Source organism: Azospirillum sp. FG154, assembly GCF_057809575.1.
The window spans coordinates 103,170-116,197 of the sequence record NZ_JBMDKF010000007.1 but is presented as its reverse complement, the minus strand read 5'-3'; the positions used below and the strand labels follow the sequence as shown (position 1 = coordinate 116,197).

Genomic DNA, 13,028 nt, shown 5'->3' with positions numbered 1-13,028 from the left:
CGCCCCACCCGCGTTCGCCGCCCGATCCGGCGCTATCGGACGACAGGAGCGGCGGCGGACGCAAGCGTCTTGTCGAGAAAGGCGTCGATGTCAGCCCACACCCGATCCCGGATCGCGTCGCGCTCCATCAACAATTCATGCTTGGCGTCGGGATAGTCGATGCGCGTGGCGTTGGCGAGCCGGGCGGCGACCAACCGATGGGCGTCGGCGCGCACCACGCGATCCTGAAGGGCGCTCAGCAGCAGCACCGGAACCCGCACCCGCTCCAACGGCAGAGTCGTTTTCACCGCGTCCTCCGCCGCCAAGGCCGCCGCGATCCAGCCATAGCTGACCCCGCCGACCCGCAAGGCGGGTTGCGCCGCGTAGGGGCCATGAAAGGCGGCGTAGCGCCGGGGGTCGGAGGTGATGGAATTGTCGGGCCGGAACCGGCCATCCGCCGGGTGGTAATCCCGCTGACCAAGGGCGTAGCGTTCGCCCCAGCCGCAGGCGACGCCCAACGCCGCCAACCCGCGCGCCAGAAGGCGCGGCAACGGGCCGAAATGGATGGCGTGCATCGGGGCCGACAGAATGGCGGCGGCGCAATAGGCCTCCGCGTCCTCCGCGTGACGGGCGAGCGCCAGGGTGGCGACCAGCCCGCCCATCGAATGGGCCAGCAACAGCAACGGCCCGTCCCCGGCGCAGGGGCGCGCCACCCGCTCCACCATCTCGTCCAGATCATCGACCAGCGTGGTGAAGTCGGTCAGATGGTGGATTTGCCGGTTGGCCAGCGGGCGGTCGGACAGGCCCTGGTTGCGCCAATCGAAGGTGACGACCTGGAAGCCGCGCGCCACCAACCCCTCGGCGGTTTCCGCGTATTTCTCGATGAACTCGGCCCGCCCGGTCAGCACCAGAATGGTGGCGCGCGGCGCGTCCGCCGTCCGCCAGCGCGCCCAGCGCAGCCGCGTTCCGTCGCGCAGCCGCAGCGCGTCAAAGGTCGGCGCCCCCATTCTCAATCCCCCCTTGCCCGGATCCACCCTCTGGCGCGATCTCTGCCGTGATCGCTGCGGAGCGGAATTGAAACAGCCCGCCGCCCGCCCGTCCACCGCCAAACGGCGCCGCTGTTTTCCGCCTTGCCGCCAAGTTCCGGCAGCGGCATGGTGTCGCAGCCACGCGTCTTCTCAAGTAACCGTCGGCTCAGACGAAGATCACCCTCCGAGTCGCTTGTCTTTGCGGCAGCGCAACGCATATTTTGTTGCGCCAACGAACAAACAGTCCCGAGACAGCCTTTTTGTTGCAACAGACCGGTCATTGTTGGACCAGATATTGCGCGGAACGGACCATCCGCCCCTTGCGCGGCGCACCCAACGGCGCGACCAGAGCGTTTCACGCTAAGTGGTTGGACAATATGATGTTCTATGACCGCCTCGGTCTTATGAAGTAATCAAGTCGCCACGATGACGCTTTCCTTACGTCCATAACTTTGTGGCGACGAAGACGCAGGGGCCGTCAATCGGGTGGAACCTTGGCGAAACCGTTAGAGATTTTTTTGCTTTTTTGCCGGACACATGGTGCCATTCGCGTCATTGCACTGCACATGATGCGTTGCGATACAGTGTGCATCGCGCCGGAAAACGGCGCCGAAAAAAGGAAAGTGCGTGATGGACGATGTGCGTCAGGTCCGTAAGGACATCGAGGGCTACTGCATTGAAGACCTCGCCGTCGGCATGACGGCGTCATTCGCCAAGACCGTGACGGAAGCGGACATCGTCCTGTTTGCCGGCATTTCGGGTGACACCAACCCCGTCCACCTGAACCAGGAATACGCCGCTGGCACCATGTTCCAGGGCCGAATCGCCCATGGCATGCTGACCGTCGGCTTCATCTCCGCCGTTCTGGGCACCAAGCTGCCCGGCCCGGGGGCGATCTACATGTCGCAGAATCTGAAGTTCAAGGCCCCGGTCCGCGCCGGCGACACCGTCACCGCCCGCGCCACCGTGACCGAGATGATCCCGGAAAAGCGCCGCGTCGTCATGCGCACCGTCTGCACCGTCGGCGAGACGGTGGTGGTCGAGGGCGAGGCGATGCTGATGGTCCCCTCGCGCGGCTGATCGCCGCAAAAGGGTCCGCTTCCCGCCGTCGGCGCGTTTACCGCGCGCCGACGGCGTTCTATATAGACGCCCTAGCAGGTTTTCCAGATCGGGCCAGACATGGCCCGGCCTGAAAAAACCTGCGGACTCTATGTTTTGCAGGTTTTCCAAGCCCGCTCCTGTGTGAGCGGAGTTTGGAAAACCTGCTTAACAGGTTTCTCCAGATCGGGGCGCGCATGCGACTGTACAGACACACCGCCGACCTGCCCGCCAGGGAACGCGGCGCCGTGGTGGCGCTCGGCAATTTCGACGGCGTGCATCGCGGCCACCAGACCGTGATCGGAACCGCCCAGCGCTTGGCCCGCGACCTTGACGCGCCGTCCGCCGTTCTGACCTTCGAGCCGCACCCGCGCTCGGTCTTCCGCCCGGATGATCCGCCGTTTCGCCTGACACCCTTCCGCGTCAAATCCCGCCACATCGAAGCCTTGGGCGTCGATCAACTGATCGTCGGCCATTTCGACGAGCGTCTGTTGACCAAAACCGCCCAGGCCTTCGTCGACGAGATTCTGATCGGCGATCTTGGCGTGCGGCACGTCGTGTGCGGCTATGATTTTCTGTTCGGCCACAAGCGGGGCGGCGATCCGGCCTTTCTGCAACGGGCCGGACAGGCCCATGGCTTTGGCGTGACCGAAATCGGCCCGGTGGCCGATCCCGAGGGCGGCGTCTATTCCTCCACCCGCGTGCGCGACGCGCTGGTCGCCGGTCGCCCGCAAGAGGCCGCCCATGTGCTGGGCAGCCCGTGGGAGATCGAGGGGCGGGTGGCCCACGGCGACAAACGGGGCCGGACCATCGGCTTTCCCACCGCCAACATTGAGCTGGACGAGTATCTGCGACCGGCCTTCGGCGTCTACGCCATCCGCGCGGGCGTCGATCACGGTCTGAACACGGCGTGGCATAAGGGCGTGGCCAATCTGGGCGCCCGACCGACCGTCGGCGGCGCGGTCGAACGGCTGGAAGCCCATCTGTTCGACATGAACGCCGATCTTTACGGCCAGCATCTGCGGGTGCAGTTGATTGAGTTCCTGCGCCCGGAGCAAAAATTCGCCAGCTTTGACGCGCTGAAGGAGCAAATCCAGCGCGACGCCGCCGCCGCCCGCGCCGCGCTGGCCGATTGAGGAGACCGTTTGATGGAACGCGTGCTGATGCTGCTGTTCATGCTCAACCAAGGCGGACCGACGACGCTGGATTTCGCGACGCTGGAGCAATGCAAGGTCGCCGAGCCGATCATCGTCCAGAATTACCGCGAAATGACCGGCAACACCGTCTTGGCCCGCTGCGTGCGGATGACTCTTCCGTCCGCCAAATAACCGGCGCCCGGCGGATCAGAGGCCGAAGCCGCAATCCGACGACCCGCAGTTCTGCTTCTCCTCCTCGGCGACCTGCGCCTCCCACACGCGCAGCCAGTCCACGAAGGCGTTGGCGTCCATCGGTCGGGCGTAGTGATAGCCCTGCCCCATGCAACAGCCGTCGGCCTTCAGCATCCGGCTTTGCATTTCGCGCTCCACCCCCTCGGCCACCACGGTCAGGCCCAGGCTTTGGCCGATCTGGATCATCGCCCGCACCAACGGGCGGTTGGCCGCGTCGATGTCCAGTTCCTTGACGAAGCTGCGGTCGATCTTCAACTCGCCGACCGGGAAACGCTTGAGGTAGCTGAGGCTGGAATAGCCGGTGCCGAAATCATCGATGGACAGCATCACGCCCAGTTCGTTCAGCGCGTCGAGCGCGTCGTGGACGCCGATCTCCTCGGTCATCATCAGCCGTTCGGTGATTTCCAGCGTCAGATCGCCGGGCGGCACCTGCGCCGCCGCCAGAACCTGCCGCACCTGCTCGACCAGATCGCCATGGGCGAAACGAACCGGCGACATGTTGACGGCCATGCCCGGAACCATGACGCCAGCGGCCCGCCAGCGCGCCAGTTGCGCGACGCCGCTCTCCAACACCCAACTGTCGATGCGGTCGATCATCCCGCATTCCTCGGCCAGCGGAATGAACTCCACCGGCGACACCGCGCCCCAACGCGGGTGAGTCCAGCGAATCAACGCCTCCACCCGGTAAAGCCGCCGTGTTTCCAGACGAATTTGCGGTTGGAAATTCAAGTTGAACTCGCCGCGATCCAGCGCCTCGCGCAGGGCGGCCTCCATCTCCAGCCGCCGCACCGCCTGATCGTTCATGTCGCGGCGGTAGAAATGGCAACGGTTGCGCCCGGCCTGCTTGGCCCGATACATCGCCGCGTCGGCTTGGCGCAGCAGCGTGTCGAAATCATGGCCGTCATCGGGATGCACGGCGATGCCGACGCTGGCGGTCGGGGTCACGGTGAGATCGGCGATGGTGATCGGTTGCGACAGGGTCGCCAAAATCCGCTCGGCCACCAGCGAAGCGTGCGCGGCGTCGCAGCCGGGAAGCAGGGCGACAAACTCGTCCCCCCCCAGCCGCGCCAGCGTGTCGCCGTCGGGGAACAGACAGGTCAACCGCGCCGCCAGTTCCACCAGCAGCCGGTCGCCCGCCGCATGGCCCAGCGAATCATTGATGATCTTGAATCGGTCAAGATCAAGAAACATCAACGTCACCGGCTGCCGTGTCCGCCCGGCCAACGCCAGCGCGGCGGTGGCGCGGTCCCCCAGCAACTGGCGGTTTGGCAGACCCGTCAGGGTGTCGTAGAAGGCCAGCCGGTTGATCTCCGCCCGCGCCCGATCATGCTCGATCGCCAGCGCGCACAAATGCACGCAAGCTTCCAGCATGCGCCGGTGGAAGGGCGTCGCTCCGTGCGCCTCCCGGTAATAGAGCGCGAAGGTGCCCAGAACGCGGGCGTCGCGCCCCTTGATCGGGTGAGACCAGCAAGCGGCCAGCCCATGGGACAGCGCCAGATCGCGGTAATTGGCCCACAGCGGATCGGTGGCGATGTCCGACACCTCAACCGGCGCGCCGCGCCACGCCGCCGTCCCGCAGGAGCCGACCGCCGGGCCGATCTCTTCCCCATCGATGGCCGCGCTGAAAGCGGCGGGCAGCGACGGCGCCGCCGCGTGCCGCAAACTGCGCCCGTCCTCCAGCAACAGGACCGAACAGATCACCTCCGGCGCGCAGGTTTCCACCTGACGGCAAAGAAAGTCCAACACCAGCTTCAACGAGCGCCCGGCGGCGACCAGTTCCAGAACATCCTGTTGCAGCCGGGCGATGGCGTTGGCCCGCTCGCGCTCTTCAAAGCCCTGCATCTGGCAGAAGGCGATGGGTTCAGGAAATCCGGTCAGCAGTTGCCAATGCAGATCCACCGGCACCGGCTCGGCTCGGGGCGCGCGGATGGTCCCGGAGCCGGGCAAAGCGCCCTCATCATGCAGGCTGTCCCACACCGCCGACCATTCCCAGCCGCCCAGATCCAGCACGGAAAGCAACGGGCGACCGATCAACCCAATCCCAGGCCCAATCCCAGGCCCAATCCCAGACCCGGCCCCATGCCCCGCCGAACCACGCGCCGGACGCCCGGCCCAACGGACAAAGCACGGGTTGGCGCTGACGACCACACCATCCGCCCCAACCCACACCAGCCCTGTGCCGCACTGCTCAACGGTCGCCCGGATCAGTGGATCGGACATCACAGCCGCGTCGAGCGTTCCGTCGACTAACTCCATGGCGCGCTTCTCCCCGGACGCCTGTGTGGCCCGGCCTCACTCTTAACAAAAATGCTACCATGGATACAGGCTGGCTGGTCAAGCCCCACGCGGACTGTGGAAAAGCGATCCTGAGACAAAGGGAAAGGGGAGAGCGGTCGCCCGCTCCCCCCTTTTGTTTGGTCTTCTTTATGCTGTGCTGCAACAACTCTATGGTTTAGCTGCACCCCGTCGTCGAACCACAGCTATCGCATTTCAGGCAGGTGCCGTTGCGGACCAAGGTCATGTTGCCGCATTCGCCGCAGGGATCGCCCTCATACCCACGGGCGCGCGCCTCGCGGATGCGGTCGAAACGCTGCTCGCTGACGCTGCCGCCATAGGCGGTTCCCGTCGCCGCGCCCGCCGCCACATGCCCCTGCGCCGCCACCACGGATCCAACCGCCGGGCTGCCCGCCACCGCGCTTTGCGCCGCTGTGGCGGTCGCCTGCACGGCGTCCACGCCCGCCGCCGCCAGGGCCGCCGCCGCGCTGGTCCGCTGGGCTTGGCCAGCGCCCTGCCCGCCATGCAAAACGCGCAGGTTGTTGCGGACATAGCCGGTCGAAGCGACGCGGCGGACGAAGTCCGACGGCTGCGGGTTTTCCGGCAGGTCGCCCTGCTTGTCGCCGCTGCCGACGGTGAAGGGCAGCAGATCCTCCGGCGTGGCGTGGGCCAGATCGGTGCGGCCCAGATAGGAGATCGCCACCTCGCGGAAGATGTAGTCGATGACCGAGGTCGCCATCTTGATGGTGTCGTTGCCCGTCACCATGCCCGACGGCTCGAAGCGGGTGAAGGTGAAGGCCTCGACGAACTCCTCCAACGGCACGCCATATTGCAGGCCGATCGACACCGCGATGGCGAAGTTGTTCATCAAGGACCGGAAGGCGGCGCCCTCCTTGTGCATGTCGATGAAGATCTCGCCGATGCGCCCGTCTTCATACTCGCCGGTGCGCAGGTAGATCTTGTGGCCGCCGACGTTGGCCTTCTGGGTGTAGCCCTTGCGGCGGTGCGGCAGGCGCTCGCGGGCGGAGATCTTCCGCTCGACGATCTTCTCGATCACCTTTTCGACGATGCGTTCGGAGACGATCTGCGTGCGGGTGGCGTTGGCGCCCTCCACCACCGCGTCGACGGTCTCGCCATCCTCCTCGTCGTCCAGCACGGCGGCCTGGAGCGGCTGGCTCAGCTTGGAGCCGTCGCGGTACAGCGCGTTGGCCTTCAGACCCAGACGCCAGGACAGCAGATAGGCGTCCTTGCACTCCTCCACCGTCGCCGAATTGGGCATGTTGATGGTCTTGGAGATGGCGCCCGAGATGAAGGGCTGCGACGCCGCCATCATCGTGATGTGCGATTGCCAAGACAGGAAACGCTTGCCGATGCGGCCGCAGGGGTTGGCGCAATCGAACACCGACAGATGCTCGTCCTTCAGGAAGGGCGCGCCCTCCAGGGTCATGGCGCCGCAGCAATAGGTGTTGGCCGTCTCGATCTCGGTCTTGCTGAAGCCCAGATGGGTCAGCAGGTCGAAGCCCGGCGCGTCCAGAACCTCGAACGGCACGCCCAGAGTCTCGACGCAGAACTCGGCGCCGATGGTCCAGCGGTTGAACACGAACTTGATGTCGAAGGCGGTGGCGAGGTTGCCTTCCAGCTTCTCCAGCATCGCGTCGGTGAAGCCCTTGGCCTTCAACGCGGCGTGGTCGATGCCGGGCGCAGTCTTCAGCGTGCCGTGGCCGACGGCGTAACGCTCCATCTCGCCGATCTGCTCGGGCGTGTAGCCCAGCGTCTTCAAGGCTTCCGGCACCAGACGGTTGACGATCTTGAAATAGCCGCCGCCCGCCAGCTTCTTGAACTTCACCAGCGCGAAATCGGGTTCGATGCCGGTGGTGTCGCAATCCATCACCAGGCCGATGGTGCCGGTCGGGGCGACCACCGTGGCTTGGGCGTTGCGGAAGCCGTGGGCCTCGCCCAGTTCCAGCGCCTCGTCCCACACCCGCAAGGCGGCGGCGGCCAACTCTTGATCCGGGCAGAGGTCGGCGACGAAAGGAACCGGCGCGACCGCCAGCCCTTCATAACCGTCCATCGCGCCATTCGCGGCGCGGCGGTGGTTGCGGATGACCCGCAGCATGTGGTCGCGGTTGGCCGCGAAACCGGGGAAGGCCCCCAGCTCCTGCGCCATTTCCGCCGAGGTGGCGTAGGCGACGCCGGTCATCACGGCGGAGATGCCCGCGCAATAAGCCCGGCCCTCGTCCGAGTCGTAGGACAGGCCGGACGCCATCAGCAGGCCGCCGAGGTTGGCGAAGCCCAGCCCCAGCGTGCGGAATTCGTAGGAGAGCTGGGCGATTTCCTTGGAGGGGAACTGCGCCATCAGCACCGAAATTTCCAGCACGATGGTCCACAGACGGCAGGCGTGCTCGAAGGCTTCGGTGTCGAAGGAGCCGTCCTTCAAGCGGAAGGTCATCAGGTTCAACGACGCCAGATTGCAGGCGGTGTCGTCGAGGAACATGTATTCCGAGCAGGGGTTCGAGGCGTTGATGCGCCCCGAGGCCGGGCAGGTGTGCCATTCGTTGATGGTGCTGTCGAACTGCACGCCGGGATCAGCGCAGGCCCAGGCGGCGTAGCCGACCTTGTCCCACAGATCGCGGGCGCGAAGCGTCTTCATGACCTTGCCGTTGGTGCGGCCGATCAGGTTCCAATCGCCGTCGTCCAGAACCGCCTGGACGAACTCGTTGGAGATGCGCACCGAGTTGTTGGAGTTCTGGCCCGCCACCGTCAGGTAGGCTTCCGAATCCCAATCGGTGTTGTAGGTCTTGAACTCGATGCTCTTGAAGCCCTGACCGGCGAACTGGATCACGCGCTGGATGTAGTTTTCCGACACCTGATCCTTGCGGGCGGCGAGGATGGCCTTCTTAAGCTCTTTGTTTTCCTTGGGATCCAGGCCGTTCTGCGCGGCGGCCATCACCACCGTCAGATGCTTCTGGCAAATCTTGGAGCCGGTGACGAGGGCGGCGACCTTCTGCTCCTCGTTCACCTTCCAGTCGATGTAACCCTCGATGTCCGGGTGGTCCATGTCCACCGAGACCATCTTGGCCGCCCGGCGGGTGGTGCCGCCCGACTTGATGGCGCCCGCCGCGCGGTCGCCGATCTTCAGGAAGCTCATCAGGCCCGACGACTTGCCGCCGCCCGCCAGCTTTTCGCCCTCGCCGCGCAGCTTGGAGAAGTTGGAGCCAGTGCCCGAGCCGTATTTGAACAGGCGCGCCTCGCGCACCCACAGATCCATGATGCCGCCCTCGTTCACGAGGTCGTCGGCGACCGACTGGATGAAGCAGGCGTGCGGCTGCGGGTGCTCATAGGCCGAGGCCGAGGAGGTCAACAGGCCGGTCTTGAAATCGACGTAAAAATGGCCCTGGCTGGGGCCGTCGACGCCATAGGCCCAATGCAGGCCGGTGTTGAACCATTGCGGGCTGTTGGGCGCCGCCATCTGGGCGGCCAGCATGAAGCGCATTTCATCGTAGAAGGCGCGCGCGTCGGCCTCCTGATCGAAATAGCCGCCCTTCCAACCCCAATAGGTCCAGGTGCCGGCCAGACGGTCGAAGACCTGACGGGCGGAGCTTTCGCCGACGAAACGCTTCTCCTTGGGCAGCGCGGCCAGCTTTTCAGCGTCCGCCTCTTTCCGCCACAGCCAGGACGGAACGGTGTTCTCTTCAACCGCCTTCAGCGCGGCGGGGACGCCCGCCTTGCGGAAATATTTCTGGGCCAGAATGTCGCTGGCGACTTGGCTGAAGCCTTCCGGCACCTCGATGTCGGTCTGCTGGAAAACGATCGAACCGTCGGGATTGCGGATCTCGCTGGTGGCGCGGCGGAAGCCGAGGCTGGCGTAAGCATCCTGGCCTTCACTCGTAAAACGACGCTCGATCCGCATGATGCCAATGTCCCCTGATGAATCTTGAATGGCAAAGCGATGACGCGGCGCACGCTTGCGCTGGTCGCTGGCCATCGGTTGCTGTAAGTTGATCTCATCCTAGACATCGACGCCCCGGCAGGCAAGAGGCTGAGCGCCTCCAGACACCACATATTGTGGTTGACACGGAAAACTGCGCACAAAATCCAGCAACCCAGCAATTCCGCCATTTCCAGCGGCAGGCCCGCGCCATGACTGGATTTTTGTTAAAACCATAATTTTCTCATGGTTGTTTCCAGGGTTTTTATCCACCCCCTTTTCAACAGCGGCAAGGGTTGGGAACCCAAGATTTTGTGGGCTTTTCCACAACGCGCCACCAGCGAACCGCGCGTGAGCGACTCGGGGGAATCAGGGCGAGTCGCCCCATCAGCCAAGCGCCCGCGAATCGAGACGCTCTGCCGGTCGCCCAAAATCCAACCGTCGCGGCGACAATCCGATCCAACAACGAACCGATGGAGTCGCCGCGCCACCCACAACATATAGATGGGCGAGCGGCAAAACCCCAAACCAGAGCCATCGCCCAACACGCCAAACGCGCAACATCGCCACGCCGCGCCAACCACGACGCGGCGTCTGCACGAAAACATCAGTCGATCAGGACATCCAGGGTGGAGCGCACCACCTGCACGATCTCGCCGCCCTGCAACGGCACCGGCAGGTCGCGACCGCCGACGATGATCGTCAATTCATGCTCGGTCGTCGGGGCGAAGCGGGCGATTTCCTGCACCAGATCGTCGGGCAGGATGATTTCGCGCGCCACGCCTTCCTGCGCCGCCACCCGGTCGCGCCACCCGTTCAGCGCGGCGGCGATGGCCGCCTCGATCTGTTGCGATTCTTCCTTGCGCTTCAAATCGCCATACAACACCAACACGCGCCACCCATCGACGGCGTAAGCGGTGTCGATTCGCTGGATTTCGACCGTCCGCAGAAAATCGGACAGATTCGCCTGCGCCTCCTCGGCGTTGGCGTCGGGAATGATGAAGGTGCGGATTTCGGTGCTCATCGCCCGTCCTTTGGTGGAGGATTCCCCAATTCGACGCAGCCTACACGACAAGCGGGGCGACGGGCAAACCGCGACCACGCGCGCCAGGGCGCGAATCACCGCCAATTTGTCGCATATGTCCAACAGCGGCCAGCATTCATCCATAATATTTCTTAAAATGTTATATATTATCGCAACGTGGCGAAGGATACTTGCATTTCCAATCAGCAGCGTGTGATAAGCCCGCAAGTGACGGCCTGAACAACACCATCCGTCATCAAAGTGAAATCTTTTCCATCGTAAGATGAATGGACGCAACATGCTGATGACTTCACCGGGCCACTCGATTCCCGCCGCGCGCCGGACGCGGGAACAACCACGGAGCGCCTCCATGGACTTCACCGTCACCGATGCCCACGACAGCACCGAAATCCGTTTGCATGGCCGGATGACCTTTTCCGACCACGACACCTTCCGCTCCGTCATCGCCGCGTTCGAGCGGCCCGCCGGCCATCGGATGGTCTTTGACCTGTCCGGCCTGGATTTCGTCGACTCCTCGGGCTTGGGCATGTTCATCATCGCCCGCGACACAGCGCAGAAGAAGAAGCTGGATTTCGCCATGCGCGGCGCCCGCGACGAGGTGCAACGCCTCATCACCCTGGCCAAGCTGCACAAAGTGTTCACCATCGACGCCTGATTTCGGATCCCGCGCGGAGGGCGGGGCGCCATGGAGTTTCCAACCGAAACCCCCGCCTCGCTCTATGGGCTTGAATTGGGGATCCCGCTTGGCGACCGCCGGGTTCTGATCGCCGACGACAGCCGGTTCAACCGCCGCACGCTGTCCCGTTTTCTTCAATGGATCGGCATCGTCCAGGTCGCCTTCGCCACCAACGGGCAGGAGTTGCTCGATCAGGTCGAGAGCTTTGATCCTGATTTGCTGTTGATCGACGCGAACCTGCCGCCCATCGACGGCATGGCGCTGTGCCGGGTTCTGCGCGGCAACCCGCGTTGGCGCGATCTGCCGATCTTGATGCAAAGCACCCGGCAAACCGATCAAATCCGCTCCCTGTGTTTCCAAGCCGGGGCCACCGATCTGTTGGCCAAGCCGATCAACCCCGGCGAATGCGTCGCCCGCGTCCGTTACCATCTGGAACGCCGGTCGATGGTGCAGGAGTTGCGCGCCTTCCGCGAACGGGTGGAGCGTGATCTTCGCCAGGCGCGCAGCATGCAATTGGCCCTGGTCCCTGACGCCGAGTGGCTGGAGGCCATGGCCAGCCGCAACGGCCTGCGCATCGAACCGGTTTTTCAAACCTCCGACGAGGTTGGCGGGGATTTCTGGACGGCGTTCGAGATTGACGGCGGCCATGTCGGCGTCTTTGTCGCCGATCTGTCGGGGCACGGCATCGCCTCGGCCATCAACGCCTTTCGCCTGCACACGCTGCTGACCCGCACGCCGCCCGACGACCTGCGCGACCCGGCCCGTCTGCTGACGCAATTGAATCAGCGTCTGGCCGACATCCTGACCGTCGGCCAGTTCGCCACCGCCTTTTACGGGGTGATCGACCGCCAAACCGACAGCCTGCGCTACGCCGCCGCCGGGGCGCCCAACCCGCTGCTGGGCAGCCGGGGCGGCTTCCGCGTGTTGGACGCCTCGGGCATGCTGCTGGGCGCCTTCGCCGACGCCGAATATGAAAACCGCAGCACCCCCTTTCATCCCGGCGACACGCTGTTCCTCTATTCCGACGGCCTGACCGAGGCCCGCGACCGCGACGACGCCATGCTGGGGGAAGAGGGCTTGGCCGATCTGATCGAGCAGGCGGTGCTGACCGCGCCCGAACATCCCTTTCCCTGGCTGATGGCCCGCTTCGCCGAACGATTCGGCGCCGGGCTGTACGATGATCTGACCGCCCTGTGGATCGCCCGCGACGCGCCCCCCTGATCGTGGCGTCCCAACCCTCGCCGCGCTCCTCCCGCGTCTTTACGCCTTCCGATTTAACCATTTTTTGTTTATGGTTTCCCGGTCGGGCGTTACGCAACAGGAGACGGATGCATGGCTTCCATCATGATTAAGAAGGCGGGCGAGGGGTTGATCTCGCAGGCCCATCGCAACGCCGACGTCGGCCCGACCAGCGGCAGCTCGGTCGTCTATGAGATTCAGAATGTGCCGGGCGAGGTCAGCGTCGACGCCGTGATCGCGGCGTTCAAGGGCTACAAGCCCGCCGACAAGGTCTATGAAATCGACTGGTCGGCCCTGTCGGCGTGATCGTGTCGGCGTGACCGGCTCCGCGCCCCTCTCCCCACCCTGCGCTTGGATGGGGAGAGGGGGCGAC

General features: G+C 64.7%; 10 protein-coding genes. 6 read left to right on the top strand and 4 right to left on the bottom strand.

Going from position 1 to position 13,028, the window contains the following annotated elements; all coding sequences use genetic code 11:
- Positions 1 to 32: 32 nt before the first annotated feature.
- Entirely contained in the window at positions 33 to 986 is a 954-nt protein-coding gene (locus ACODS4_RS10585; RefSeq protein ID WP_488863354.1) for an alpha/beta fold hydrolase, read from the bottom strand.
- Positions 987 to 1,637: 651 nt separating this feature from the next.
- Between ACODS4_RS10585 and ACODS4_RS10580 the strand changes: the two genes are divergently transcribed.
- From ACODS4_RS10580 to ACODS4_RS10570, 3 genes are all read left to right on the top strand, one after another.
- Entirely contained in the window at positions 1,638 to 2,087 is a 450-nt protein-coding gene (locus ACODS4_RS10580; protein ID WP_119832207.1) for a MaoC family dehydratase, read from the top strand.
- Positions 2,088 to 2,302: 215 nt separating this feature from the next.
- Positions 2,303 to 3,241, top strand: coding sequence for a bifunctional riboflavin kinase/FAD synthetase (locus ACODS4_RS10575; protein WP_488863352.1), 939 nt, complete (start codon positions 2,303 to 2,305; stop codon positions 3,239 to 3,241).
- Between the two features lie 12 nt (positions 3,242 to 3,253).
- A complete protein-coding gene (locus ACODS4_RS10570; RefSeq protein ID WP_488863351.1) occupies positions 3,254 to 3,433 on the top strand; it encodes a hypothetical protein in 180 nt (59 codons plus the stop codon).
- Between the two features lie 15 nt (positions 3,434 to 3,448).
- On the opposite strand, the gene ACODS4_RS10565 is transcribed toward ACODS4_RS10570, so the two are convergent.
- From ACODS4_RS10565 to ACODS4_RS10555, 3 genes are all read right to left on the bottom strand, one after another.
- On the bottom strand, positions 3,449 to 5,749 hold the full coding sequence (locus ACODS4_RS10565; protein ID WP_488863350.1) for a putative bifunctional diguanylate cyclase/phosphodiesterase: 2,301 nt from the start codon (positions 5,747 to 5,749) through the stop codon (positions 3,449 to 3,451).
- 196 nt (positions 5,750 to 5,945) lie between these two features.
- Positions 5,946 to 9,677, bottom strand: coding sequence for a vitamin B12-dependent ribonucleotide reductase (locus tag ACODS4_RS10560; protein ID WP_488863349.1), 3,732 nt, complete (start codon positions 9,675 to 9,677; stop codon positions 5,946 to 5,948).
- 625 nt (positions 9,678 to 10,302) lie between these two features.
- Positions 10,303 to 10,719, bottom strand: a complete 417-nt coding sequence (locus tag ACODS4_RS10555; RefSeq protein WP_488863347.1) for an HRDC domain-containing protein — start codon at positions 10,717 to 10,719, stop codon at positions 10,303 to 10,305.
- A 370-nt stretch (positions 10,720 to 11,089) separates the two neighbouring features.
- On the opposite strand from ACODS4_RS10555, the gene ACODS4_RS10550 reads away from it, so the two are divergent.
- The 3 genes from ACODS4_RS10550 (at position 11,090) to ACODS4_RS10540 (ending at position 12,961) form a co-directional block, all read left to right on the top strand.
- Positions 11,090 to 11,395, top strand: coding sequence for an STAS domain-containing protein (locus ACODS4_RS10550; RefSeq protein ID WP_119832201.1), 306 nt, complete (start codon positions 11,090 to 11,092; stop codon positions 11,393 to 11,395).
- A gap of 30 nt (positions 11,396 to 11,425) precedes the next feature.
- Positions 11,426 to 12,637 (top strand): PP2C family protein-serine/threonine phosphatase, encoded by a 1,212-nt coding sequence (locus ACODS4_RS10545; protein WP_488863345.1) that lies wholly within the window; start codon positions 11,426 to 11,428, stop codon positions 12,635 to 12,637.
- A 111-nt stretch (positions 12,638 to 12,748) separates the two neighbouring features.
- Positions 12,749 to 12,961, top strand: a complete 213-nt coding sequence (locus tag ACODS4_RS10540) for a hypothetical protein (protein WP_298367977.1) — start codon at positions 12,749 to 12,751, stop codon at positions 12,959 to 12,961.
- Positions 12,962 to 13,028: the final 67 nt, after the last annotated feature.

Excerpts from the sequence above, each read along its gene's own strand:
- ACODS4_RS10585 (WP_488863354.1), bottom strand. The coding sequence starts at position 986 with ATGGGGGCGCCGACCTTTGACGCGCTGCGGCTGCGCGACGGAACGCGG.
- ACODS4_RS10545 (WP_488863345.1), top strand. The coding sequence starts at position 11,426 with ATGGAGTTTCCAACCGAAACCCCCGCCTCGCTCTATGGGCTTGAATTG.
- ACODS4_RS10555 (WP_488863347.1), bottom strand. The coding sequence starts at position 10,719 with ATGAGCACCGAAATCCGCACCTTCATCATTCCCGACGCCAACGCCGAG.
- ACODS4_RS10540 (WP_298367977.1), top strand. The coding sequence starts at position 12,749 with ATGGCTTCCATCATGATTAAGAAGGCGGGCGAGGGGTTGATCTCGCAG.
- ACODS4_RS10575 (WP_488863352.1), top strand. The coding sequence starts at position 2,303 with ATGCGACTGTACAGACACACCGCCGACCTGCCCGCCAGGGAACGCGGC.
- ACODS4_RS10565 (WP_488863350.1), bottom strand. The coding sequence starts at position 5,749 with ATGGAGTTAGTCGACGGAACGCTCGACGCGGCTGTGATGTCCGATCCA.
- ACODS4_RS10560 (WP_488863349.1), bottom strand. The coding sequence starts at position 9,677 with ATGCGGATCGAGCGTCGTTTTACGAGTGAAGGCCAGGATGCTTACGCC.
- ACODS4_RS10550 (WP_119832201.1), top strand. The coding sequence starts at position 11,090 with ATGGACTTCACCGTCACCGATGCCCACGACAGCACCGAAATCCGTTTG.
- ACODS4_RS10570 (WP_488863351.1), top strand. The coding sequence starts at position 3,254 with ATGGAACGCGTGCTGATGCTGCTGTTCATGCTCAACCAAGGCGGACCG.
- ACODS4_RS10580 (WP_119832207.1), top strand. The coding sequence starts at position 1,638 with ATGGACGATGTGCGTCAGGTCCGTAAGGACATCGAGGGCTACTGCATT.